Source organism: Arthrobacter sp. BC5 (assembly GCF_056680255.1).
In genome coordinates this window covers 189,286-213,676 of record NZ_CM155273.1, presented here as the reverse complement: position 1 = coordinate 213,676, position 24,391 = coordinate 189,286, and the positions used below count along the sequence as shown (strand labels likewise).

The following is a 24,391-nucleotide window of genomic DNA, read 5'->3' as shown; positions in this document are numbered from 1 at the left end:
CCGGGGCGCAGGCGTCCCGAGTCGAGAATTCCTCCGGCCGAGCCGGAGCATGGATCAGGGGAGGGCACCCGGCGTGACGTGGAAGTTCCCCGAAGTCGGCTACAGCTTCTACGAGCGCAGGCTGCAGCGGAACCTGGCCCCCGAGCGCATCCCCCACCACATCGGCGTCATGGTGGACGGCAACCGGCGGTGGGCGAAGCTCGCGGGAGCCCCCACGAGCCACGGGCACCAGGCCGGCGCGGACAAGATCCACGAGTTCCTCGGCTGGTGCGAGGAACTCGGGGTCGACGTCGTCACGCTCTACATGCTGTCCACCGACAACATGGGGCGGCCCCAGGAGGAGATCGACCAGCTTCTCGACATCATCGCCAACACCCTGGACCGGCTGGGCGAGAGCAACCGTGTGCGGGTCCAGCCCGTCGGAGCCCTGGACCTCCTGCCGGACGACCTGAGCGCCAAGCTGGTCAGCCTGGCGGCGTCCACGGAGAAGATCGACGGCATCCACGTCAACGTCGCCGTGGGCTACGGCGGTCGGCGCGAGATCGTCGACGCCGTCAAGGAGCTCATGCGCGATGCGGCCGCGAAGGGGATGTCCCTCGAGACGCTCGCCGAGGAGATGACGGACCAGCACATCTCCTCGTTCCTGTACACCCGTGGGCAGCAGGACCCCGACCTCGTCATCCGGACCTCCGGGGAGCAGCGGCTGTCCGGCTTCCTCATGTGGCAGAGCGCCTACAGCGAGTTCTACTTCTGCGAGGCGCTCTGGCCCGATTTCCGGCGCGTCGACTTCCTCCGCGCCCTGCGGGACTTCGGCCGGCGGCAGCGGCGCTTCGGTTCCTGAGAGTTCATCAGCCCTTAACAATCAACGCGGGGAAGAGTCCTGTGCCGGACCCCCGGGACGGCGTAGTGTCGAGCCATCGACGGGAGTCCAGAAAACCGTCGACGGAAGGCCGCTGATGACGCCGACGGTGCTGACAGGCATCTCGTACGAGTCGGGGAGGCCGTGCCCGGCCTCCAGGCCGGAGCGAGCAACCCCAACCCTACGAATTCGGGGTGTGCTCACCCCGGAGCGGAGTCCACGTGGCTACAACGAACACCTCCCAGCAGGACGCCGGCAGCACCGGGACCGGTGCTGCGATCAGGGATGCGGCGCCGACCGTGGCTGACACCGGCGGAGTCCGCGCCGAGGACCGCCGCAGCTACGTCATCGACACGTCGGTGCTGTTGTCCGACCCCCGCGCCGTCCTGCGATTCGCGGAACACGAAGTGATCCTGCCCGTCGTCGTCATCACCGAACTCGAGGGCAAGCGCCACGATCCGGAGCTCGGCTACTTCGCGCGGAAGGCCCTTCGGCTGCTGGACGACCTGCGGGTGGAGAACGGAGGTCTCGACTCGGACGTCGCCCTCGGGGAAGCGGGCGGAACGCTGCGCGTCGAGCTGAACCACGTGTCGCCGGAGGTGCTGCCCGTCGGGTTCAGGAGCGGCGACAACGACTCGCGCATCCTCGCGGTCGCCAAGAACCTCGCCGCGGAGGGGCGGAACGTCACGGTGGTCTCCAAGGACCTGCCGATGCGCGTCAAGGCTTCCGCCATGGGACTGCAGGCCGACGAGTACCGCAACGAATTCGTCAAGGATTCGGGCTGGACCGGGGTGGCGGAACTCGACGCGAGCGTGGAGGAGGTCAACGCGCTGTACGACCACGAGGCGGTCTTCACGCCGGCCGCCGCCGAGCAGCCCGTCAACACGGGTGTCATCATGCTCTCGCCGCGGGGCTCGGCGCTCGGTCGGGTCGGGGCGGACAAGCAGGTCCGGCTGGTGCGCGGCGATCGCGACGTCTTCGGACTGCACGGCCGCTCCGCGGAGCAGCGCCTCGCCATCGATCTCCTCCTGGACCCCGAGGTCGGGATCGTCTCCCTCGGCGGACGCGCCGGCACGGGCAAGTCCGCCCTCGCGCTGTGTGCAGGCCTCGAGGCGGTCCTCGAACGCCGCGAGCACCGCAAGGTGGTGGTCTTCCGCCCCCTCTACGCCGTGGGCGGCCAGGAACTCGGCTACCTGCCCGGCAGCGAGAACGAGAAGATGAATCCCTGGGCGCAGGCCGTCTTCGACACCCTCGGCGCACTCGTCTCCCAGGAGGTCGTGGAGGAGGTCATGGACCGCGGGATGCTGGAGGTGCTGCCGCTCACCCACATCCGCGGCCGGAGCCTGCACGACTCCTTCGTGATCGTGGACGAGGCGCAGTCCCTCGAGAAGAACGTGCTCCTCACCGTGATGAGCCGCATCGGGCAGAACTCGAAGATCGTCCTGACCCACGACGTCGCGCAGCGCGACAACCTGCGCGTGGGACGCCACGACGGCATCGCGGCCGTCGTCGAGACCCTCAAGGGACATCCGCTCTTCGGGCACGTCACGCTGACGCGCTCGGAGCGCTCGCCGATCGCGGCCCTTGTGACCGAGCTGCTCGAGGGAGCGGAGATCTAGCCCGCTGCTGCTGGAGGCCTGGCCGCCGGGTCTGCCGGCCGGCAGACGATCCCGGGACGGTGCTGCTAGCCGACCACCCAGGGAACGTGCCTGCTGACGTCGGTGAGCTCCGGCGGTGCCGCGCGGAAGTAGTCGTCCGTCAGGTACTCGTCCACGCCGAGGATCTGCAGGTCATGGCCGGCTCCGCGGAGCGGCCCGTCGAGGGCCGTCGTCGAGACGCACACGGCGGTTCCGACGTCGATGACCACGCGGGTGGGGACCCCGCCCACCAAAGGACGGCCCGATGCTGCCGGCTGGTAGGAGGCGTTGGGCGTGACGGTCGCCGCGAGGGCGGGCCTGCCCGCGAACGTCTCCTCCGCGAGGTCGTACACCTCCACACGGTTCGCACCGGGGAAGTCCATCGACACGGGCGCGTTACCCGCCAGTTCCACGGGGTCGAGCATCGAGGACCAGCGCGGATCGCCGAAGGCCGCCTCGCCGTAATCGGCCTCCGGACGCCGCCGTACCAGACCGGAGTGGTCGTACACGGGTGTCACGAGGCGCGGCGCGAGGAGCCAGGATTTCCGGGTGGCGCTCACATACAGCGCGTCCCGTGAGCGTTCGTTGCCGGTCGTCGAATGGAGCAGCGTCCCGTCGGCGGCCTCCACGCGCAGCGCCGCGGGCCGGCGCAGCCAGGCCTTCAGGGGCGGAGGGGTATCGAGGCCCTGGTCCGAGGGCGCGCGCCAGGTGATGGTGAAGCGCAGGGTCTCCCAGCGCCAGGGGGAGGAACGGCAGAGCGAGCGGAAGGTCTCCGCGGACGGGGATGCGGAGCTGGAACTGCTCAGGGCCGACATCTGCACAGTGTAGCCGTCCTGCAGTGCGTGCTCCGGGCCCTCGCGTAGCGTGGGACCGTGACCGCCGTGCTCGCTGGATACCTGGGGGAGGAGCCCGCCGCCTTCTGCCTCCTCGCCGGGGCGCTCGCCGCCTTCTCGGTGGTCGGTGCGTGGCTTGCCGTGATCGACTGGCGCACCCATCGCCTCCCCGACCGGATCGTCCTGCCGTCGTATCCGGCGGCGGTCCTCCTGCTCGGAGCGGCCGCCGCGACGGCCGGCGACTGGCACCGCATCCTCGGGATGCTCGGCGGCGGGGCCGCCCTGTGGGCAGGCTTCGCGCTGCTGCATCTGCTGCACAGGCGGGGACTCGGCTTCGGCGACGTCAAGCTGGCCGGGCTGCTGGGGCTCTACCTGGGCTTCGCGGGTGGTGCCGAACTGGTGTGGGGGCCCTTCCTCGCCGTCGTCCTCGGCGGGCTCTGGAGCCTGGCGCTCCTCACAGCGCGGAGGGCGACGCTCCGCTCCTCGGTGGCGTTCGGGCCGTTCCTCATCGCGGGAACAGCACTCGCGCTCGCTGTACTACCCTGAAAAGCGTGCCTACTCCCGAATTCGTCGTCGCCCTGCGCCGGAAGATCGGTCATGACCCGCTGTGGCTGCCGGGCGTGGGCGGCGTGGTGTTCGACGACGACGGACACGTGCTCCTCGGGAAGCGTGCCGACAACGGCAGGTGGACCATCATCACCGGCATGGTCGACCCCGGGGAGGAACCGGCCGTCGCGCTCCGGCGGGAGGTCGAGGAGGAGACCGGTGTGGTCGTGGAGGTCGAAGCCCTGCTCGACACCGGGGTCGTCGGTCCCATCACCTTCCCGAACGGGGACGTCTGCACCTTCCTGACCCTCGATTTCCGGTGCAGGTGGGTCAGCGGGACCGCCCGGGTGAACGACGACGAGTCACTCGACGTCCGCTGGTTCCCCCTGGACGGGCTGCCGGAGCTCAATCCACGCCACCTCGCACTCGTGCAGGCGGCCCGCTCGTTCGACGGCGTCACGCGCTTCGTCTCCTGACCCGCCGGAGCGTCAGGAGTCGGGGTGCTCGGTCCCCGTGGCCGACGCGCCTGCGCGTTGCCCCAGCGGGGACGCAGGGGACGCGCCGGACGCGCCGGCGCCGTTGATTCCGGCAGCACGCTCGCGCTCCAGGCGGAGGGCCTCCTCGCCGCCGACGGCCTCGCCGCGCGCCACCATGCCCGAGGTCTCGGACAGGGGGATCTCCCGCAGCAGGAGCGCGAGGACCAGGGCGATGACCAGGAACGGCACGAGGTACAGGAACACGGGCGCCAGCGATTCGGCGTAATCGCCCACGACGGCGTCCCGCACCTGGCCCGGCAGGGCGTTCAGGGCTGCCGGGTCCAGGGTCGAGGTCGCCTGTCCTGCATCCTCGGGGCTCGCGCCGAAGGATGCGAACGTCCCGTTCAGCCGCTCGGTGAGGCGGCTTGTGAAGATCGCCCCGAAGACGGCCACGCCGAGTGCTGCCCCGACCTCGCGGAAGTAGTTGTTGGTGCTCGTGGCGACGCCGATCATGGTCGGGGCCACGGAGTTCTGCACCACCAGGACGATGACCTGCATGATGAGTCCGAGGCCCGCGCCGAAGAAGAACAGCATGGTGCAGATGACCCAGATGGGCGTGGCCGCCGTGAGGGTGGACATCCAGAGGAGTGTCGCGAGTGTCAGCGATACACCGATGATCGGGTACTTGCGGTACCGGCCGGAGCGCGAGATCGCGATGCCCGAGTAGATGGAGGTGCCCATGAGGCCCACGATCATCGGGACGAGGAGAAGACCGGAGACGGCCGCCGAGGTGCCGGAGGCCATCTGCAGGAAGGTGGGCATGAAGGCCAGCGCGGCGAACATCCCGAGGCCCAGCGTCAGGCCGATGCCGGTGCTGGTGACGAACGTACGGTTGCGGAAGAGTTCCAGCGGGATGATCGGGTCCTCGGCGCGGCGCTCCACCAGGATGAAGGCGATCACCGAGAGGACCATGCCGGCGCCGAAGGACCACGTGAGCGGCGAGGTCCAGCCCTCCGCGGCGTCGCCGCCGAAGTCCGTGAAGAAGATGAGGCAGGTCGTGGCGATGGACAGCAGGACGACGCCCGGGATGTCGATGCGCCGTGTCGCCTTCTTCGATGGCAGGCGCAGCGTGAACCAGGCGATCGCGAAGGCCGCGACACCGACCGGGATGTTGATGTAGAACGCCCAGTTCCAGGTCAGGTGGTCGACGAAGTAGCCGCCGAGGAGCGGGCCGGCGACGGCGCTGAGGCCGAAGATGCCGCCGAGGGGGCCCATGTACTTGCCGCGTTCGTTGGCGGGCACGATGTCCGCGATGATCGCCTGGGACAGGATCATCAGCCCGCCACCACCCAGTCCCTGGATGGCCCGGAAGATCACGAAGGCCCAGAAATCGGTGGCGAAGGCGCAGCCGATGGACGCGATGGTGAAGAGTGCGATGGCGAAGAGGAACAGGTTGCGGCGTCCGAGGACGTCGCCGAACTTGCCGTAGATGGGCATCACGATCGTGGTGGCGAGGAGGTACGCCGTCGTGATCCAGGTCTGGTGCTCCACGCCGCCGAGCTGGCCCACGATGGTGGGCATGGCGGTGGAGACGATGGTCTGGTCGAGGCTGGAGAGCAGCATTCCGGCGATGAGGGCCGAGAAGATGATCCAGATGCGCTTCTGCGTCAGGAGGAGCGGGCCGTCCGGCGCCGTCGTCGTACTCATGCTGGTTCCTGGTTCTGGGAGGGCCGATCGGAGGATACCCGCGGAGCAGGGGAGGTGAAGAGGTAGTGCAGGGCGTCGACCGTGCGGCGGAAGACCTGCGCGTAGGTCAGGTCGTTGCCCTCGGCGAAGAACTCGTCCAGGGACCTGCGGGCGATCTCGCCGAACACGAAGGTGGCCACCCGGGCGGTCGGGTGGTCCGCGGCCAGGCCCTCCCGCCTCGCGATGAGACCGGTCAGGAGCTGCGACTTCGACTCCGACCGGGCGAACATCCGGGCCAGGAGCTGCGGCTCCTGGTGGAAGATGGCGGACATGGTCTCGTACTCCTCGCGGGAGATGCCCATCCTGCTGCCGAACTCGACGAACAGCGTGGTGAGGGCGTCGAGGAGCGGAAGCGGCGGCGTGCGCCTGCCGGAGTCGAGGAAGTCCGTCAGCAGGTCCTCGGAGAGCCCCTCCTCGGAGTAGCCGAGGATCGCGTCCTCCTTGGAGGGGAAGTAGTTGAAGAACGTCCGGCGGGAGATGCCGACCTCCTCGCACAGTTGCTCCACCGTGAAACCGGTGAGCCCGTGCTCCAGCGTCATCCGCCGGGCCACCGAGACGAGGGAGGTCCTTCTCTGGCGGCGCTTGCGCTCCCGCAGCCCGACGTCCTCATTTATTGCACTATCGCTCACGGAGTACATAATTGCACTCAGCATGCCATGGTGCAAATACGGGGGCGGGCGGATGGACGAGAAAGGGGCGCACCCCGACGGTGCGCCCCTTTTTGGACGATGATGCCTCCGGCCTGCTAGGCCTGGGGAGGCCGCGTCATCGACAGCACGTCGAGGGCCGAGTCGAGCTGCTCCTCGGTGAGTTCTCCGCGTTCCACGAAGCCGAGGGCGAGGACCGCCTCGCGCACGGTGAGACCCTCGGCCACGGCCTTCTTGGCGATCTTCGCCGCGTTCTCGTAGCCGATGTACTTGTTCAGCGGCGTCACGATGGAGGGCGATGCCTCGGCCAGGAAGCGTGCGCGCTCGACGTTCGCCGTGATGCCGTCGATCATGCGGTCGGCCGAGACCCTGGTCGAAGTGCTCAGGAGGCGGATGGACTCCAGGACGTTGCGGGCGATCACGGGGATGCCCACATTCAGCTCGAACGCACCGTTGGTACCGGACCACGCAACCGTGGCGTCGTTGCCCACCACCTGCGCGCACACCATGATCACGGCTTCGGCGATCACCGGGTTCACCTTGCCGGGCATGATGGACGAACCGGGCTGCAGGTCGGGGAGAGCGATCTCGCCGAGGCCCGTGTTCGGACCCGAGCCCAGCCAGCGCAGGTCGTTGTGGATCTTCGTCAGCGAGACGGCGATCGTGCGCAGCATGCCCGAGACCTCGACGAGGGAATCCCGGTTGGCCTGAGCCTCGAAGTGGTCGCGCGCCTCGGTGAGGGGGAGCCCGGTGTCCTCGGCGAGGAGTTCGATGACGCGCGCCGAGAAGCCTGCCGGGGTGTTGATGCCCGTGCCCACCGCGGTGCCGCCCAGCGGCACCTCGGCGACGCGGGGGAGCGACGCCTCGATGCGCTCGATCCCGTAGCGGACCTGCGCAGCGTAGCCGCCGAACTCCTGGCCCAGCGTGACCGGCGTCGCATCCATGAGGTGCGTCCGACCGGACTTCACGACGGTGCTGAACTCGGCCGCCTTGCGCTCCAGCGCCTCGGCGAGGTGCGCCAGGGCCGGGATGAGGTCCTTGACGAGGGCGGACGTCGCGGCGACGTGGACGGAGGTCGGGAACACGTCGTTGGAGGACTGCGATGCGTTGACGTGGTCGTTCGGGTGGACCTGCGTGCTGCTGCCGGCCGCCTCGAGCGCGCGGCTGGCGAGCGTCGCGATGACCTCGTTGGCATTCATGTTCGACGAGGTGCCCGAGCCGGTCTGGTAGATGTCGACCGGGAAGTCGCCGTCGTACCTGCCCGCGGCCACGTCCTCGGCGGCCGCCTCGATGGCCCGCGCGCGCTCCGCGTCGAGGACGCCGAGTTCGGCGTTGGCGGTCGCCGCCGCCTTCTTGATCCGGGCCAGCGCCTCGATGTGCGCACGCTCCAGCGTCGTGCCGGAGATCGGGAAGTTCTCGACGGCACGCTGCGTCTGCGCGCGGTACAGGGCGTTGACCGGGACGCGCACCTCGCCCATCGTGTCGTGCTCGATGCGGTACTCCGCACCCTCCGTGCCGGGCGCGGCGCCGGTCGTCGAGCTGGATTCAGGGCTGGCTGCAGGCGTTGGAGTCATGCCGCAATTCTCGCCTTCAGCGCTACAGTGCACCAAATCCTGACACGAGGACGGCCTTGCCCTCGTCCAGGCGGTAGGAGACGCCGATGACGGCGACGGAACCGTTCTCCACGGCCTCCGCGATCACCCGCGAACTGTCGACGAGCCGCCCGGAGGTCTGCTTCGTGTGCTCGATGACCGTCGTGTTGATGTCGGTGATGCCCTGCCTGCGTGCGGTCAGGACCGACGGCGTGATGCGCTCCACGAGATCCCGGATGAACCCAACGGGCATGTCCCCGGTCTCCACGGCGTTCATGGTCGCCGTGACCGCGCCGCAGCTGTCGTGTCCGAGGATCACGATCAGCGGCACGCCGAGGACGCTGACGCTGTACTCGAGCGAGCCGAGCACGGCGTCGTCGATCACCTGCCCCGCCGTGCGCACCACGAAGACGTCGCCGAGACCGAGGTCGAAGATGATCTCCGCGGCCAGGCGCGAGTCCGAGCAGCCGAAGATCACGGCGAACGGGTTCTGGTCGTTCACGAGGGCGGTGCGGCGGGACGCATCCTGGTTCGGGTGCGAGACGTCCGAGGCGACGAACCGGGCGTTGCCCTCCTGCAGGCGGCGCCAGGCCGCGGCGGGGGTCAGTTGCTGAGTCACGCCGCCCACTGTACTGTTCCCGGCCGTCACGAGCCGTCCGTGTCGGAAGATGACAGGCGCTCGGCCTCCTCGACCGCGTTCCGGCGGACCTCCTCGATCACGGCCGCTCCGAGGGTGTCGAACTCCGTCAGGGCCGCCTCGCCGTTCAGGATGACCGTCGCGCCGTCGACCTCCGACGTCAGCACCGTGTCGCCGTCGGGTGCGTCGAGCAGCTCCCACTCGAGCCCGCCGATGGTCCGCGTGCCCGAGACCTGCGCGTCCCCGACGCGCTGCGCGGTCCACGTCGGATTCGCGTCGTCGGTCTGGGTGAGCTGGATGAAGCCGGTGTCCGCCGTCAGGAACCCGACCTCCCAGAAGTCGACGCCGTCGCTGCGGCCGCTCACCCAGCGGGCGTAGTTCGAGGACCAGTCGTCCGGCAGGGCCGGAGCGGCCGGCAGGTAGCCGGCGTCGCCCGCGGCCTGCCGTGCGACGGTCTCGACGTCGATGTCGCGACGGTAGGTCTCGGCCGTGTAGGTGGGATTCAGGAAATAGACGGGAAGCACGACGGCGATGGTCGCGCCCGTGGCGATCAGCATCCCCCGCGCCGTGGAACTGGCTCGCTTGGCCTGGTTCGGCGTGAGCGTGATGGGCGGTGCGTCGTCGTTCAGTTCCGCTTCGAGCCGTGCGTCACCGGCCTGCTGCACCGGACGTGCAGCCACCTCCCGGCCCTCACCGGTTCCTGGGGTCGCCCGCTCATCGCCTTGATCGCTCACCCCTCCATTTTCGCTGATGCGGGCCCCGCCACCTAACCGGGAGGGGTTGCGCACGCACGGACGTATGCAGCATCACAGGGTGCGGCCCGGCCCGGCCCGCCTATGATGTCAGCACGGAACAGGTACGCCCGCGTACTGCCGAACACCTTCGACGATGAGGATAGACGTGTCCCAGAACGCCACCAATGCCCAGTACTCGACACTGTCACCGGCCCTGGCCGTCGGGGACGACGAACCGGACCGGAACCTCGCCCTCGAACTCGTGCGCGTCACGGAGGCCGCGGCCATCGCGGGCGGCCACTGGGTGGGCTTCGGCGACAAGAACCTCGCCGACGGCGCAGCCGTGGACGCGATGCGCTCGCTCCTGCAGACCGTGCACTTCAACGGGATCGTGGTCATCGGCGAGGGCGAGAAGGACGAGGCGCCCATGCTGTTCAACGGTGAGCGTGTGGGCGACGGCAGCGGACCCGAGTGCGATGTCGCCGTCGACCCGATCGACGGGACCCGCCTGACCGCCCTGGGCATCAACAACGCCCTCGCGGTCCTCGCGGTCGCCGAGCGCGGCTCCATGTTCGACCCGTCCGCGGTGTTCTACATGGAGAAGCTCGTCACCGGCCCGGAGGCCGCAGACATGGTGGACCTGCGCCTGCCCGTGAAGCAGAACCTGCACCTCATCGCGAAGGCGAACAACAAGAAGGTCAGCCAGCTCAACGTGATGATCCTGGACCGCGACCGCCACAAGCCGCTCGTGGAGGAGATCCGGGCGGCCGGCGCGCGGACCAAGTTCATCATGGACGGCGACGTCGCCGGGGCCATCGCCGCGGCCCGCGAGGGCACGGACGTCGACGCCCTCATGGGCATCGGCGGCACCCCGGAGGGCATCGTGGCGGCCTGCGCCATCAAGTCCCTCGGCGGCGTCATCCAGGGCAGGCTCTGGCCCACGAGCGACGAGGAGAAGCAGAAGGCCCTCGACGCCGGCCACGACCTCGACCGCGTGCTCTCGACCAACGACCTCGTCACGAGCGACAACTGCTACTTCGCCGCCACCGGCATCACCGACGGCGACCTGCTGCGCGGCGTGCGCTACAGCAAGGACAAGGTCCTCACGCAGTCGATCGTCATGCGCTCCAAGTCCGGGACCATCCGCGTGGTCGACGGCGAGCACCAGGCCCACAAGTGGGAGACCTACGCGCGCATCAAGGACTAGAGCGGGCAGGGGAGTGCTGCCCGCGGCTCCGGGGAACGGGCGGGCGGCCCACCCCTATAGGCTGGTCGGATGAGCCTTTCCGTTTCGCCCTGCTTCGACCGCGCCCTGTGGGACACCACCGTCAACCAGCTGGGCGGCCATCCCCAGCAGCTGTGGGGATGGGGCGAGACGAAGGCGGCGCACGGCTGGACCGCGGACCGGGTGCTCGTGAGCGAGGACGGTGTGGTCATCGGCGCGGCCCAGTTCGTGCTGAAGGCGCTCCCGCTGCCGCTGCGGAACCTGGCCTACATCCCCCGCGGTCCGCAGACGGCGGAAGGGCGCGGGATCGAGGTCCTCGAAGCCGTCGCGGGGTACGTGCGCGCAGCCCACCGCTCGGTGGCGCTCTCCATCGAGCCAGACTGGGATGCCGCGAGCGACGTCGTCCGGGCGCTGCCCGGCGCCGGCTGGAAGACGAGCGCGAACACCATCCTCATCGGGCGGACGCTCATCCTCGACCTGCGCCGTTCGGAGGACGAGCTGCTCGCGGACATGACGAAGAAGCACCGCCAGTACATCCGCAAGTCCGGCCGGGAAGGCCTGGAGATCCGCCGCGTGGTCCGCGGCGAACTCGCCGCCTGCCTGGCGGTGTACCGGCTGACGGCCGAGCGCGCCGGGTTCGGCATCCACGAGGACGCGTACTACCTCGACATCTTCGACAACCTCGGTGACGCCTCGCCCGTGTACGCGGCCTTCCAGGGCGACGACGTCGTCGCGTTCCTCTGGCTCTCGACCACCGAGACCACGTCCTTCGAGCTGTACGGCGGCATGACGGACGAGGGCGAGCGCCTGCGCGCCAACTACGCGCTGAAGTGGTTCGCGATCTCGGAGATGAAGGCCCGCGGGGTGGCCCGCTACGACTTCAACGGGCTCCTGAACGACGGCGTCTCCCGCTTCAAGATGGGCTGGGCCCAGCACGAGGACCAGCTGGCCGGCACCTGGGACCTGCCGCTCTCGCCGTTCTACCCCGTGTTCAGCCGCGCGCTGCCGCTCGCCAAGCGCGGCATGCGGGTGGCGCGCACGCAGGCAGCACGCGCTGCCGGCAGGCTGCGGAAGGTACGCGGCAGCCGCTCCTAGAGCGAGGGTGCATCGCCGCCGACCGTGACCGCGAAGGCCAGGACGGGACCGTCCGTGGCGCCGTGACCGTCGGCGGCCGGGCGGACGACGAGCGGCGCCTCCGACGCCGCCACGAAGGCACTGCCGCCACGCGGCACCGCCAATGTCGAGTTGGGTGTGTCGAGCAGGATCGGACCGCTCACGGCCAGGACCACCACGGGCCCGTTCTGCAGTACGGGCACATGTGCCCGCGTGAGGCTCTCGCCGGCCGGCAGCGCGCTGTCCCCGCGACCGTCGTCGGCTTCGTCCGCCGGTTCTCCGGCAGGGCCCGCGGCGGGGTCCTCGAGCAGGATCCGCTGGAGCTGGAACTCCTCGAACGGCGGGCGGTACAGCTCCTGGTCGAGGAACGTGTACTGCGGCGCGAGCGCGGGCGGCGCGATGGGTTCGAAGACCACGGTGGAGAGCAGCTCGGCGGTGTCGACGTGCTTGGGCGTGAGGCCCCCGCGCAGGACGTTGTCCGAGGACGCCATGACCTCGATCCCGAGGCCCTGCAGGTAGGCGTGGATGTTCCCCGCCGGCAGGTACAGGGCGTCCCCGGGCCGGAGCGACACGCGGTTCAGCAGCAGCGCGACGAGCACGCCGGGATCGCCCGGGTACTGCCCGGACAGCTCGGAGACCGTCGCGAGATCGGCGGCCACGGCGTCGGCATCCTCGGCGCCGGGGCCGCGTGCCGGCCCTGGCGCCGTCCTGTCGGCGGCGGCGTCCACGACTGCGTCCACGGCCGCCGGTGACGCTCCGAGCAGCAGCGTGAAGGCGGATCGCAGCGCCTCGTCCGCGCCGGAGGCCAGCTGGGCGGCGACGGAGTCGAGGAGTTCACGGGCCGACGACCCGGGCTCGACGGCGGAGGCGAGGACCGTGAAGATGCGCACCGCCTCGGGCAGCGGCCGGAAGCCGCACAGCGCCTCGAACGCCGTGAGCGCGTAGATCATCTCGGGCTTGTGGTTCCGGTCCCGGTAGTTGCGGTGCGGCGCATCCTGCGGCACGCCGCCGGCCTCTTCGGCGTCGTATCCCGCGGCGGCCTGCTCGAGGCTCGGGTGCACCTGGAGGGACAGGGCGGACCCGGCGGCGAGCACCTTGAGGAGGAAGGGGAGCCGGTTCTCGAAGCGCCCGGCCACCGCCTCGCCGAGGAGCCCCTCGGGATCCCGGCTGATCAGCTCGTGCAGGCTGTGCCGGCTGCCGTCCGGATGCACCACGCGCGACGGGGAGTCGGGGTGCGCGCCGACCCAGAGCTCGGCTTCGGGCCCGCCGGACGGCGTCCTGCCGAGGAGGTCCGCGATGGCGTGCTCGGATCCCCAGGCGTAGGGGCGGAGCGGGTTGTCGAGCAGGTACATCGTCGGATCCTTCGGCTCGTGGCGGGGTGAATCAGGCGGGGGAGCACTGGCCGTTGTTCGCCAGCAGGTCGCCGAGCGTGGCGTCGTCGCCGATGGTGGCGAGTTCCTGCAGGTACTCCTCGGTGATGCCGTCATCGGTGGTCTGCGCCGGCACGGCCGAGACCACTCCCGCGCGGTCGAGCTGCAGCGCTCCCGTGGCGGAGGAATCGGCAGCACCCTGGGCGAACATGTCCTGCACCCGGCTGTGGATGATGTCGAAGTCGGGGTAGGTCACGAAGTTCTCGGCGGGCGTGCCGAAGTCGGGTGGGCCGATGGTCAGCCGGCGGGTCTCCTGGTCCTGCGCCTTCAGCCCGAGGTCGACGAAACTCGCCAGCTGGTCCTGCGGGATGTCCGTCTCGACGATCTGCGTGCCCGCTGCCGCGATGGACTGGAAGCGGGTCAGGACGGTGGCGGGATCGAGCTGCGCGATCATCGCCTGTTGGACGCACTGCTGCCGCGCGATGCGGTCGTAGTCCGTGACGAACTCCCGTGACCTCGCGTACCAGAGCGCCTGGTACCCGTTCAGCGTCTGCACGCCGGGCTTGATCCAGCCGTCCGGTGGGTAGTGGCGGATCGGATCGGTGCCCGGGATCTCGGCGGCGGTGATGGGGACCCAGCCGCCCGCGTCGATCCTGATGCCACCCATGGCGTCCACGAGCTGCTCGAAGCCGCCCATGTCGATGAGCAGGTAGGCCTGCACCTCGATCCCGAGGACACCGCTCGCGGCATCCATCATGGCCTCGGCGCCGGGGTCGGTGGTGCCGGGGTAGAGATCGGGGTAGTTCTGGGCGACGTCGGTGTACAGGCTGTTGATGATGCAGGGGTCACCGCAGTTGTACCCGTCGGGGTAGACCTCCCAGAGCGGGGAGTCCTCGGAGAACTGGGCGTTCTGGAAGTTGCGCGGGATGCTGAAGGTCACGGTCGCGCCGGTACTGGCATCGACGCTGATCACCGAGATGCTGTCGGGCCGGCGGCCGGTGCGGTCCTCTCCGGCGTCACCGCCCATGAGCAGGAAGTTGTAGCGGCCGTCCACGGGATCGAAGGCCGGACCGGACTGGAAGATGGAGCCGACCGTCGAGCGGCCGACGTTGAGCGCGTACGCGCCGTACGCGAGGGACCCGCTGGTGAGCACCATGAGCAGCGCCAGCGTGCCGGCCACGAGCGGGCGCACGCCGCGGTCCAGCAGGGGCATCCTGATGAGGCGCAGGGTGTTGAGGAAGAGCATCGCCCAGGCCAGGGCGATCCCCAGGAGCGCCGCGATCAGCAGGAGCGACCACCAGCGGTGCGTCACGATGCCGACGACGGCGGTGCGGTCGGTCAGCGCGAGGACCAGCCCGAGGAGGATCAGCGCCCAGCAGGTGAACGTGGTCCTCAGCGCCCTGCGCCCGAGCCGCCGGTCGCCGGCGACGACCTGCGCCGACCCGGGCAGCACGAGCGTCAGGGCCAGCAGGACGAACGCGCGCTTGGTGCGGACCGCCGGCGGAGCCGTCTGCGGGTGCCGGACGGGATCGCTCCCGCCGAGCACTCCGCCGTCGGTCGACCGGACGCGGGTACCGGTCATCATGCGCCGTCCGCCGTCGACTCCGCGACGCGGGACCGCAGCGCGGCACCCTTGGCCTCGGCGGTCTCGCGGAGGGCGTCGGCGAACTCGACGAGCTGCCGGCGCAGCGTCCGGGCCTGGTCGTCGGTGCCCGCGGCGAGCATCCGGACGGCGAGGAGCCCGGCGTTGCGGGCACCGCCGATGGAGACCGTCGCCACGGGGACGCCTGCGGGCATCTGGACGATCGACAGCAGCGAGTCCATCCCGTCGAGGTAGCGCAGGGGGACCGGCACGCCGATCACGGGGAGCGGCGTCACCGAGGCGAGCATGCCGGGCAGGTGCGCGGCGCCGCCGGCTCCGGCGATGATGACGCGCAGGCCACGCTCATGGGCGCTCCGCCCGTACTCGATCATGGCGGCCGGCATGCGGTGGGCGGACACGACGTCGGCCTCGTAGGGGATGGAGAACTCCGCCAGGGCCGCGGCTGCGGCTTCCATGACGGGCCAGTCCGAGTCGGAGCCCATCACAAGGCCTACCTGGGCGTTCGTCACTGCGTTCCCTTCGGTCAATCCTGGTCTGAGGAGGGCGGTTCGGTGCCGTCGCGGAGGATCGCGGCAACCCTCGTGGCTCGCGCGCGGACGGCGGCGAGCGGTTCGTCCTGGGCGGCCAGCGCGTTCACGTGGCCGATCTTGCGGCCGGGACGCACGTCCTTGCCGTAGACGTGCACTTTAGCGGACGGTCCTGAGGACAGGGCTGATCGGTAGGCCCCGTAGAGGTCGTTGTTCGCGCCGCCGAGGACATTCTTCATGACCGTGTGCGGTGCCAGCGCCGCCGTCGCCCCGAGCGGAAGGTCCAGGACAGCGCGCAGGTGCTGCTCGAACTGGCCCGTGGCGGCACCGTCCATGGTCCAGTGCCCGGAGTTGTGCGGTCGCATGGCCAGTTCGTTGACGAGATAGCCGGCGCCGGAGCCCGGCGTCTCGAACAGCTCGACCGCCATGACGCCCGTGACGCCGAGCTGCTCGGCGAGCCGCAGCGCCGCCGCGGTGACGGCATCGGCGACCTCCGGTGGCAGTTCCGGCGCCGGCGCGAGCACCTCGTCGCAGACGCTGTCCACCTGGATCGACTCGACCACCGGCCAGGCCACGGCATCGCCGGACGGGCGCCGCGCCACGAGTACGGAGAGTTCCCGGCTGAAGGGCACGAACTGCTCGACCAGGAGGTCACCACCGGTGAACCAGCCCTCCGCCTCCTCGAGCCCGGCGGCGTCGCGCAGGACGAGTACCCCCTTGCCGTCGTACCCGCCGCGCGGCGTCTTGAGGACCACCGGCCAGCCCGCGCGGGCCGCGAAGGCCGCGACGTCGTCCGTGGTGGACACTGCGGCCCATGCCGGATTGGGCAGGCCCAGGTCCTCGACCGCGCGACGCATCACCAGCTTGTCCTGCGCATGGCGCAGGGCGGACGGCGCGGGGTGGACGGCGACGCCCTCGCGGACCAGCTCCTCGAGGAGCTCACCCGGTACGTGCTCGTGGTCGAACGTCACGACGTCGACGCTCGCGGCGAAGGCCCGGAGCGTCTCGCGGTCGCGGTAGTCGCCGACCCGGGAGTGGGCCACGGCCGCCACTGCGGAGACATCGGGTCCTTCCGCGAGGACGTGGAGTTCGAGGCCGAGTTCGACGGCGGGCCCGGCCATCATGCGGGCGAGCTGGCCGCCGCCGACCACGCCTATCACGGGAAAAGTCACCATCACAGGGTACCCACGGCACGGGCCCCGCCCCCCATCGGCCGCACCGACAGGCCCGCCCGTACCTCCGGAAAGGAGGATCCCCGCACCGGATCCACGGGGAGCTGACAGGCTGTCACCAGCTATTTCCCGAACCGGTGGCGGCGCGGAGACCGTAAAATGAAGGAAAACACGCCATGCAAAGGTCGGCCTGGGTGGCTCGCTCGGCCGGCCCCCGTCGCGGTTCGTCCTGCATCCGCCCGGGTTGACGCCCGCGGTGCATGGCGTTCGGACCCAGACCGCGGAGGTACGCAGTGGCAGGACTCATGGATCGGATCAGGGGCCTCGCATCCCTCTTTTGGCGCGAGGTCGCGAAGTTCGGGGCCGTCGGCGGAGTGGCGTTCGTCATAGACAACGGTCTGTACTGGTACCTGATCCACGGGCCCATGAGTGGCAGCGAGGTCAAGGCGCGCTTCGTCTCGGCCGGCGTCGCGACCATCTTCGCGTGGGTCGCGAACCGCTACTGGACGTTCCGGCACCGGCGACAGCCCAACGCGGCGCGCGAGCTCGTCATGTTCGTCTTCATCAACGTCATCGGGATGGGCATCGCGGCGGGCTGCGTCTGGGTCGCCAAGTACGTCTTCGACATCGTGGAGCCGAGCCCCCTGTTCATCGTGGGGATCTTCGGCACGGCACTCGCCACCCTCGTGCGCTTCGTGGCCTACCGCTTCTGGGTGTTCAACGCCGAGCTCGACGAAGAGCCCGAATTCAGCCGGGACCAGGAGCTGATCCATCCGCACGCCACGCAGGCGGGCACGGCCGGCGGAACGGCGCAGGCACCCGCGGGCGAGCCGGTCAGGAAGTCCCCAGCCGCGCCGTGACCCGCTCTCCGGCCAGCATCCGCTCCGTCACGGGTACGCCGTCCTCGACGAGGACCAGCGCACCGTCCTCCTGCCACACCGCGAGAGCGGCAGCGAGCGCGCGTCGCAGGTCCGAGCCCGGTTCGAGCAGCACGGTGCGGGTGCGTCCGGCGTCCTGCCCGGCGGCCTCCGGACCGGCGGGGAGGGTCACGCCGTTCGCGAGGTCCGCCGCGGTCCAGGTCCGCCCGCCGGCCCTCACGAGCTGCGCATCGGCGTCGTCGCCGTCCCGGCCCGGGTAGACGTCACCGTGGGACCGCACCTCCGCCGCGAAGTCCACGGCGCCGCGTGGCAGGGGGCCTTCCCAGCCGAGCGCGAGCGACCCCAGGGCCACGCACACGAGGAAGCGGGGCGGCTCCACCCCCTCGACGGCGCGCGACGACAGGATGATGTCGGCGTCCGCGGAAGCGGTGGGGCGGTCGTCGCCGGAGTCCTGCAGGGCGACGACGGCGCCCACCTGCCAGCTCGCGAAGGCCAGGGCGAGGGATTTCCAGTGGACCGGCAGGTCCAGTGCGACCACGCTCGCGTCGGTGGCATCGAGCTCGTCCACGAGCAGATTGGAACTCTTGGCCACCCAGTTGTCGAAGACGCGGCCCGACAGTTCGATCCGGCCCTCCCGGCCGTGCCACACGAGCCGCGGCGAGGAGGGATCGATCGACCGCATCCGGGCCAGGATGCCCGCAGGTGTGTATGGCATGATGAGGCCTCTTTCGCTCCGTGATCGGTACTCGGACTACTTGCGACTCGCCCACGAAGACAGGTAGTCGACTCGGCGTGGCGCCCGTGATTCTTTGCCTCCGACTCTATAAGATTCCGGCCGCCGCTTGACGAAAATCGACTTACACCCGTGTAATTAGACATCGGATTTGTTCCAGCAGCGGGGCGCGAGGGTCGACCCATGCTGATGTTGGAACGGCAACACCGGGAAGGTTGACCATGGGGCAGGCAGAACGCCAACAGACACCGCCAGATATCGCAGCGCAGGCTTCGGCCCGCTACGGCTCCAGGGGTGTCCCTGCCGACTGGTTCCTCGACCCCGCTGATCCGCTGGCCGGCGAGCGCTACCGCGAAGGGTCCCGGTCCTCGCTCGAGGATCAGGCCACGGCCTTCCTCACCGCCCACGAGGCGCTTGCGGGGCTTCCCGACGTCGAGGACCGCCCCAGCAGCCTCCTGGTTCTCCCGACCGTCGATCCCGCGTCCTACGGCATCCTGCCGGACGTCCAGGAGGACGCACGGCCGCACTCCGCTCCGGCCGACCGGCCCGCCTGGATCGGGATGCCCCTGGCTCCCGGCAGCGCGGACGACGACGGCGAGCTGTCCTGGCAGGCCGACGCCCTGTGCGCGCAGACGGATCCGGAGGCCTTCTTCCCCGAGAAGGGCGGATCCACCCGTGACGCCAAGAAGGTCTGCGGCTCCTGCATGGTGAAGTCCGAGTGCCTCGAGTACGCGCTGGAGAACGACGAACGCTTCGGCATCTGGGGCGGGCTCTCCGAGCGCGAACGTCGCAGGTTGCGGAAGCGAGCGGTCTGATTCAGCTCCACCTCCGCGTCACCGCCGTTGTCGTAGCCCACAACGGTGCCGAGTACCTCCCCGCAACGCTCGGGGCCCTCGCCCGCCAGAGCCGCCCGGCCGATTTCTGCGTCGGCGTCGACACCGGTTCCTCGGACGGGTCCGCCTCGATCCTGCAACTCGGCCTGCCCACCGGCAGCCCCGTGGTCGGCGCCCCTGCCCGTGCCGGATTCGGCACCGCCGTCCGGACCGCGGTCGCCGAGATCCCGGTCCGTCGTACGTCGGAGGAGGCCGCGCATGACTGGCTGTGGCTCCTCCATGACGATTCCGCCCCTGAGCCGGGCGCGCTCGCCGAGCTCCTCCTCGCCGTCGAGCGCGCGCCGTCCGTCACGGTCGCCGGCGCGAAGCAGGTCGCGTGGGATGACCGCCGCGAGCTCGTGGACGTGGGGCTGTCCATCAGCCGGTGGGCCGAGCGCCTGACGCTCATCGATGTCGACGAGCACGACCAGGGGCAGTACGACGCCCGCAGCGACGTCTTCGCCGTGAACTCCGCCGGCATGCTCGTCCGCCGGGACGTATGGGACGCGCTCGGCGGCTTCGACCCGGCCTTCCACGGTGTCGGGGACGACGTCGACCTGTGCTGGCGGAACCGCCTCGCCGGGAACCGCGTGGTGGTGGTGCCGGCAGCCGTTCTGCACCACGCCACCTCCAGGCCCCACCCCGTGGCCACTCCTCGTGCAGCCCGCGCTGCCGAGGTGTACCTCCGGCTCAAGCACGCAGCACCGTGGAATGTTCCCTTCCTCGCCGTGGGGGCCGTCCTCGGCGGCGCGGCCCGGCTCCTGCTCGGGCTCCTCGCGAAGGATCCCGCGCACGGGACGGGCCAGCTGCTCGGGAGCCTCGCCGGTGTCGCCCGGCCGGTCCAGCTCTGGCGCTCGCGCCGTTCGGCGGCCCGGAGCCGGCAGCGTCCGCGCTCCATCGTCCGGCCACTGGTCACCTCCCGCCGCGACGTCTGGTCCCACCGCAGGTCCGTCGTCGACGCCTTCACCTCGAGGGGCGCCGGGGGGCAGGAAGGGCAGGGCACGGAGGAGTACATCCCGTCGGGGAACAGCAATGACGATTTCGCCGCGCTGGCCACGCCGACGCGCCTGTGGATCGGCGCCGGGGCGGTCCTCGCCGTCGTCGTGCTCCTGGCCGCGGCCCTCGTGGGCCTCCATCGGCTCGTCGGGGCCTCCGCCCTCGCCGGCGGCGCGCTGCTTCCGGCGGCCGGTACCCCCGGTGCCATCTGGGCGAATGCCACGTCCTGGTGGACCGGGCTCGGTGCCGGCTCCGCCGCCCACGGAGCGCCGTTCTCCTCCGTGCTCTGGCTCCTCTCCCTGGTGGGGCTCGGCTCGGCGAACACCGCCATCGTCGTCACGGTCGTGTGCGCCCTGCCGCTGGCGGGACTCGGCGCGTGGTTCGCCGCGGGAGCCCTGACGCGCTCGCGGGGCCTGCGTCTGTGGGCTGCACTCTTCTGGGGAGCGGCACCCGCCCTCCAGGTGGCGCTCGGCGGCGGACGCCTCGGTGCACTGATCGCCCATCTCCTCCTGCCCCTGGCGCTCCTCGGGCTCGTCCGCGCGGTCGGGGCGGGGCTGACCTCGCGCACGCTCCCCGAAGGGATCATCAAGCCGGGCATCAACGGGACGCGCAGCTGGACCGCCGGGGCCGCGGCCGGGCTCGTCCTCGCCGCCGTCACGGCCTGCGCGCCGTCCCTCCTTCCCGTGGTCGTGGTGGGTCTGGTCGTCGCGCTGATCGTCGGACGCCGCCGCGCCCGCGTCCTGTGGTGGGCGCTGCTGCCCGTCCTGGCCCTCCACCTGCCGTACGCCCTGTCCGCGGTGGGGCGTCCCCGGGGCATCCTCGGGGACCCGGGCGTGCCCTCGGCCTTCGATCCGGGTGCTCCGTGGCAGCACCTCCTCGGCTTCCCGGTGTCCTTCGACCCGATGCTCCCACCTGCAGCGGCAGCATTCCTCGGGGAAGGCCCATGGTCGCTCGCCGCGGCCGTCGTCATCGGCGCGCCGGTGATCGTGCTCGCGGCCGTCGCCCTGTTCCTCCCGCGCGGACGCAGGACGCTCGTGCGGTCGTTCTGGCTCCTCACGGTCCTGGCCCTCGCACTGGCCGCCGTGGCACCGGTCCTCCCCGTCGCGGCGGGCGCCGCGGTCCTGATCCCGGTCTTCCCCGGTCCGCTCGTGTCGGTGGTCTCCCTGGGCCTGCTGGCCGCCGCGCTCTCGGGACTGCCCGGGCAGCGGGACGCCCACGCACCGGCCGCCCGTCCGCGGCGCCTGCTCCCCGTCGCCGCCGGTGCCGCACTCGCCGTCGGTCCGCTCCTCAGCCTCGGCCTGTGGCTGGCGCCGGAACTCGCCGGTCCGCCCGCGGTCGCCGCCGAGCCGGTGGTCATCGCGGGCAGTCCGGCCGAGGAGGCCCCCGATGCCGCCGCCGGCACCACGGACTTCGGCACCGCCGTCGGGCTCGAACCCGTCGCCGGACGTCCGCTGCCTGCCACGGCCGCCGACCGGGGCAACGGGCCCGACCAGACCCGGACGCTCGTCATCACGGTCGACGACGACGACGACGTCGCCGCCTCGCTCATGCGCGGCTCCGGGACCACGCTCGACGCACTCAACCCGCTCCACGCCGCCCGCACGCTGCAGGGCGGCATGGACGTGGTGCCCGCGCAGGACAGCGAGGCGGTGGAGGCGCTCCGGACCACGGTCGCCGTGATCGTCGGCGCGACCGGTGCCGACCCGCGCGGTGACCTGCGCGACCTCGGAGTCGGCTTCGTGGTCCTCCGGCAGTCCGAGACCGCCGGGGACTTCCTGAGCGGGCGCATCGATTCCGTGCCGGGCCTCACCGCGGTGGGCGACACGGATGCGGGGCGCCTGTGGCGCGTGGTCCCGGCCACGCTCGACGGCGGCACCGAGGACGAGGGCGGCCGCACGGCCCGCGTGCGGGTGGTCGGCACGGATGGGCGCACCGAGGCGACGGTTCCGTCCTCGGCGATCGCCGCGGACGGGGTGATCCCGGCCGGAGCCGAGGGCAGGAGACTCGTCCTCGCGGAGGAAGCCGACGCCGGCTGGCAGGCGAGCCTCGACGGAAGGAGGCTCGACCCGACGTCCGACGGCTGGCGCCAGGCCTTCGCACTTCCGGCCGCCGGGGGAACGGTGACGGTCTCGTACGTCAGCCCGTACCAGCCATGGGCCGGCGGCGTCCAGGCAGTCGTCCTGGGGCTGACGGTGCTCCTGGCGGTCCCCATCCCGTCGCGGCCCCGCGTCGCCCTGCCGAAGGGTGGGCGGCGTCCCCAGCCGATCGGCCGTGAACGGCCGCCCGCCGGTTCCGGACGCGCAGCCGGGGAATCCGGCGTGGACGGTGGCACCGGGAACGGCGCCGAAACCCACGAGGACCATCCGCAACCCGTGACCAGTGGAAGCAGTTCGACGTGATGGGACGCAAGCGGAAGCCCGAGCCGACCGGGACCGGGACGAGGGTCCCCCAGCAGGGGAGCCCTGCGCAGCCCGAGGCCGGTGCGGCCGCGCCCGGCGCGGCAACAACGCCGGACTCCGCGGACGCCGCCGTCGCAGCGCGCGCAGTGGCCCGCGACAAGGCAGCCGGGGGCGGCTCCCGCGGTCGCTCGCGGGCGGGTGCCGTTGCCGGAGCGGCGACGGGCGTCCTCCTTCTCGCAGCGACCGCCGCCGTCGCCTCCGGGGCGGTCACCGACGCTTTCGTCGGGCCGGCAGCGTCCGAGCTCCCGGTCCCCGCCGCGGCCGTGCCGGCCGGTGACTACTCGGCCGTCTGCCCGGCGCCGCCCCGCCTCCTCCAGGGCGCCGCCGAGGGAGCGGACCCCGAGTTCAGCCCGGCCTCCGCCACCGCGAAGACCACGGTCTCGGCGATGGTGCTCAGTGACCTGAGCGCCACGCTGACGGGGAGCGGGCTACTGCCCGTCGGCGGCACCGCACCGCTCGCGCTGATCCAGGAGTTCACGCCCGAAGCCTCCCTCCCCACGGACGCGCCCGCCAGCAGCGGCGCTGACGGGCTGACCAACCGGATCGCAGGCGTCTCGCGTGGCGTGAGCGTCGATGCCCCCTCCCTGTTCCGGGCGCAGCCGCAGGGCGGACTGACCCCGGTGGCCGCCGCGACCAGCACCTACACCGCCGCGGACGGCGACCTCCGGGGGCTCGCCGCGACGGGGTGCCAGGTGCCCTCCAGCGATTTCTGGCTCCTGGGCGCCTCCACCACAGTGGGGCAGTCATCGATCCTGACGCTGACGAACCCGACGGGAACCCCCGCCACCGTGACGCTCGAGCTGTACGGGCAGGACGGACCCATCGAGGCGGCAGGCACGAGGGGCCAGCTGGTCGCGCCCGGCGCGAGCCGGCAGATCGTCCTCGCGGGGCTGGCCGGCAACCAGGACCGGGTGGCCGTCCGCGTCCGCAGCGATGGCGGGCGGATCACCGGCGTCCTCCAGCAGAGCGTGCTGCGCGGGCTCACCCCGGGCGGCGTCGAACTGCTGTCCCCGAGCCTCGCAGCCGGGGTGACCCAGGTGGTACCGGGCGTCGTGGTGCAGGACGCCGCGACGGCGCAGCGTATCCGCGAACAGGAGGGCTACGGTTCCGCGTCCCCCGAGCTGCACGTGCTCGTGCCGGGATCCAACGATGCCGTGCTCGACATCAGGGTCTTCGGTGCAGGCGGGGAAGTCGAGCTGCCCGGCGGAGGCGTCGTGACGGCTGCCGCCGGGGGCGTGACCGCCGTTCCCCTCGCCTCCCTCCCCGAAGGGAACTACACCATCGCCGTCAGCTCCGACGTCTCGATCGTCGCGTCCGCGCGCGTCACGCGCGGCATCAGCACAGGCGAACCCGTGGACCTCGCCGGAGCGCCGGCCGCCGTGCGGCTGGGCAGCGACCACGCCGTGGCACTCGCCGAGGGTACGGACACCTCCCTCGTGCTCGGCGCGCCGGGCGGCAGGGGCGAGGTCACCCTGACCCCGGTCGGATCCGACGGTGCGCTCGGGGCACCCGTGGTGATCGGCATCGCCGGCGGCACCTCGGTGACGGTGCCGACGTCGTCGATCGGCAGCACGCCTGCCGCCGTGATCATCAACGCCACCGGGGACCCGGTCTACGGGGCGCAGGTCATGACGCTGCCCGGGGGAAGCGCAGGGATCTCGGTCTCGGGCGTCCCGGCCGGCGCAACGGGTCCGCAGAGCATTCCCGTGGAGCTGCGCTACTAGCGGTTCCGGGCC

General features: G+C 71.2%; 21 protein-coding genes. 10 read left to right on the top strand and 11 right to left on the bottom strand.

Going from position 1 to position 24,391, the window contains the following annotated elements; genetic code table 11:
- Nucleotides 1–73: 73 nt before the first annotated feature.
- Nucleotides 74–841, top strand: coding sequence for an isoprenyl transferase (locus AC1MFI_RS00790; RefSeq protein WP_400484579.1), 768 nt, complete (start codon nt 74–76; stop codon nt 839–841).
- A 317-nt stretch (nt 842–1,158) separates the two neighbouring features.
- On the top strand, nt 1,159–2,478 hold the full coding sequence (locus AC1MFI_RS00785) for a PhoH family protein (RefSeq protein ID WP_479820960.1): 1,320 nt from the start codon (nt 1,159–1,161) through the stop codon (nt 2,476–2,478).
- 65 nt (nt 2,479–2,543) lie between these two features.
- Here the strand turns inward: AC1MFI_RS00785 and AC1MFI_RS00780 are convergent, their stop codons facing one another.
- Entirely contained in the window at nt 2,544–3,311 is a 768-nt protein-coding gene (locus AC1MFI_RS00780; protein ID WP_479818836.1) for a hypothetical protein, read from the bottom strand.
- Between the two features lie 57 nt (nt 3,312–3,368).
- Here AC1MFI_RS00780 and AC1MFI_RS00775 point away from each other — a divergent pair, with 57 nt between their 5' ends.
- Nucleotides 3,369–3,875, top strand: coding sequence for a prepilin peptidase (locus AC1MFI_RS00775; protein WP_479818834.1), 507 nt, complete (start codon nt 3,369–3,371; stop codon nt 3,873–3,875).
- 5 nt (nt 3,876–3,880) lie between these two features.
- Nucleotides 3,881–4,351 carry an NUDIX hydrolase gene (locus AC1MFI_RS00770; protein ID WP_479818832.1) on the top strand — a complete coding sequence of 157 codons (471 nt, stop codon included), beginning with the start codon at nt 3,881–3,883 and terminating at the stop codon, nt 4,349–4,351.
- Between the two features lie 12 nt (nt 4,352–4,363).
- Here the strand turns inward: AC1MFI_RS00770 and AC1MFI_RS00765 are convergent, their stop codons facing one another.
- From AC1MFI_RS00765 to AC1MFI_RS00745, 5 genes are all read right to left on the bottom strand, one after another.
- On the bottom strand, nt 4,364–6,058 hold the full coding sequence (locus AC1MFI_RS00765) for an MDR family MFS transporter (RefSeq protein WP_479818830.1): 1,695 nt from the start codon (nt 6,056–6,058) through the stop codon (nt 4,364–4,366).
- Nucleotides 6,055–6,726: a TetR/AcrR family transcriptional regulator gene (locus AC1MFI_RS00760; protein WP_479818828.1), complete on the bottom strand. Its 672-nt coding sequence runs from the start codon at nt 6,724–6,726 to the stop codon at nt 6,055–6,057. The genes AC1MFI_RS00765 and AC1MFI_RS00760 overlap by 4 nt, the downstream gene beginning before the upstream one ends.
- 116 nt (nt 6,727–6,842) lie before the next feature.
- Nucleotides 6,843–8,318, bottom strand: coding sequence for a class II fumarate hydratase (locus tag AC1MFI_RS00755; protein WP_479818827.1), 1,476 nt, complete (start codon nt 8,316–8,318; stop codon nt 6,843–6,845).
- A 22-nt stretch (nt 8,319–8,340) separates the two neighbouring features.
- Nucleotides 8,341–8,955, bottom strand: coding sequence for a carbonic anhydrase (locus tag AC1MFI_RS00750; RefSeq protein ID WP_479818825.1), 615 nt, complete (start codon nt 8,953–8,955; stop codon nt 8,341–8,343).
- A gap of 26 nt (nt 8,956–8,981) precedes the next feature.
- Entirely contained in the window at nt 8,982–9,707 is a 726-nt protein-coding gene (locus AC1MFI_RS00745; protein WP_479818823.1) for a DUF4245 domain-containing protein, read from the bottom strand.
- A 154-nt stretch (nt 9,708–9,861) separates the two neighbouring features.
- Here AC1MFI_RS00745 and glpX point away from each other — a divergent pair, with 154 nt between their 5' ends.
- Both glpX and AC1MFI_RS00735 read left to right on the top strand, forming a co-directional pair.
- Nucleotides 9,862–10,914 (top strand): class II fructose-bisphosphatase, encoded by a 1,053-nt coding sequence (glpX, locus tag AC1MFI_RS00740; protein WP_400484681.1) that lies wholly within the window; start codon nt 9,862–9,864, stop codon nt 10,912–10,914.
- A gap of 69 nt (nt 10,915–10,983) precedes the next feature.
- Nucleotides 10,984–12,027 (top strand): lipid II:glycine glycyltransferase FemX, encoded by a 1,044-nt coding sequence (locus AC1MFI_RS00735; protein WP_479818821.1) that lies wholly within the window; start codon nt 10,984–10,986, stop codon nt 12,025–12,027.
- Here the strand turns inward: AC1MFI_RS00735 and manA are convergent.
- The 4 genes from manA to AC1MFI_RS00715 are packed head-to-tail and all read right to left on the bottom strand — an operon-like array spanning nt 12,024 to nt 16,720.
- Complete coding sequence (gene manA / locus AC1MFI_RS00730; RefSeq protein WP_479818819.1) at nt 12,024–13,397, bottom strand: mannose-6-phosphate isomerase, class I; 1,374 nt, start codon at nt 13,395–13,397, stop codon at nt 12,024–12,026. The two genes, AC1MFI_RS00735 and manA, sit on opposite strands and share 4 nt — an antisense overlap.
- A 31-nt stretch (nt 13,398–13,428) precedes the next feature.
- The gene (locus AC1MFI_RS00725) at nt 13,429–14,997 is read right to left on the bottom strand and encodes an LCP family protein (RefSeq protein WP_479820959.1); all 1,569 of its coding nucleotides are present in this window, start codon (nt 14,995–14,997) and stop codon (nt 13,429–13,431) included.
- Nucleotides 14,997–15,500 carry a 5-(carboxyamino)imidazole ribonucleotide mutase gene (purE, locus tag AC1MFI_RS00720; RefSeq protein WP_479820958.1) on the bottom strand — a complete coding sequence of 168 codons (504 nt, stop codon included), beginning with the start codon at nt 15,498–15,500 and terminating at the stop codon, nt 14,997–14,999. The genes AC1MFI_RS00725 and purE overlap by 1 nt, the downstream gene beginning before the upstream one ends.
- 41 nt (nt 15,501–15,541) lie before the next feature.
- Nucleotides 15,542–16,720, bottom strand: a complete 1,179-nt coding sequence (locus AC1MFI_RS00715) for a 5-(carboxyamino)imidazole ribonucleotide synthase (RefSeq protein ID WP_479818817.1) — start codon at nt 16,718–16,720, stop codon at nt 15,542–15,544.
- A 302-nt stretch (nt 16,721–17,022) separates the two neighbouring features.
- Here AC1MFI_RS00715 and AC1MFI_RS00710 point away from each other — a divergent pair, with 302 nt between their 5' ends.
- Nucleotides 17,023–17,577 (top strand): GtrA family protein, encoded by a 555-nt coding sequence (locus AC1MFI_RS00710; RefSeq protein WP_479818815.1) that lies wholly within the window; start codon nt 17,023–17,025, stop codon nt 17,575–17,577.
- Here AC1MFI_RS00710 and AC1MFI_RS00705 read toward each other — a convergent pair.
- Nucleotides 17,552–18,310 carry a TIGR03089 family protein gene (locus AC1MFI_RS00705; protein WP_479818813.1) on the bottom strand — a complete coding sequence of 253 codons (759 nt, stop codon included), beginning with the start codon at nt 18,308–18,310 and terminating at the stop codon, nt 17,552–17,554. The two genes, AC1MFI_RS00710 and AC1MFI_RS00705, sit on opposite strands and share 26 nt — an antisense overlap.
- 239 nt (nt 18,311–18,549) lie before the next feature.
- On the opposite strand from AC1MFI_RS00705, the gene AC1MFI_RS00700 reads away from it, so the two are divergent.
- From AC1MFI_RS00700 to AC1MFI_RS00690, 3 genes are read left to right on the top strand one after another with little or no spacing between them, the layout of a single operon-like run.
- Entirely contained in the window at nt 18,550–19,143 is a 594-nt protein-coding gene (locus AC1MFI_RS00700) for a WhiB family transcriptional regulator (RefSeq protein WP_479818811.1), read from the top strand.
- Nucleotides 19,047–22,595, top strand: a complete 3,549-nt coding sequence (locus tag AC1MFI_RS00695; protein ID WP_479818809.1) for a glycosyltransferase family 2 protein — start codon at nt 19,047–19,049, stop codon at nt 22,593–22,595. Before AC1MFI_RS00700 ends, AC1MFI_RS00695 begins: the two co-directional genes overlap by 97 nt.
- A complete protein-coding gene (locus AC1MFI_RS00690; protein WP_479820957.1) occupies nt 22,595–24,379 on the top strand; it encodes a DUF5719 family protein in 1,785 nt (594 codons plus the stop codon). The genes AC1MFI_RS00695 and AC1MFI_RS00690 overlap by 1 nt, the downstream gene beginning before the upstream one ends.
- Nucleotides 24,380–24,391: the final 12 nt, after the last annotated feature.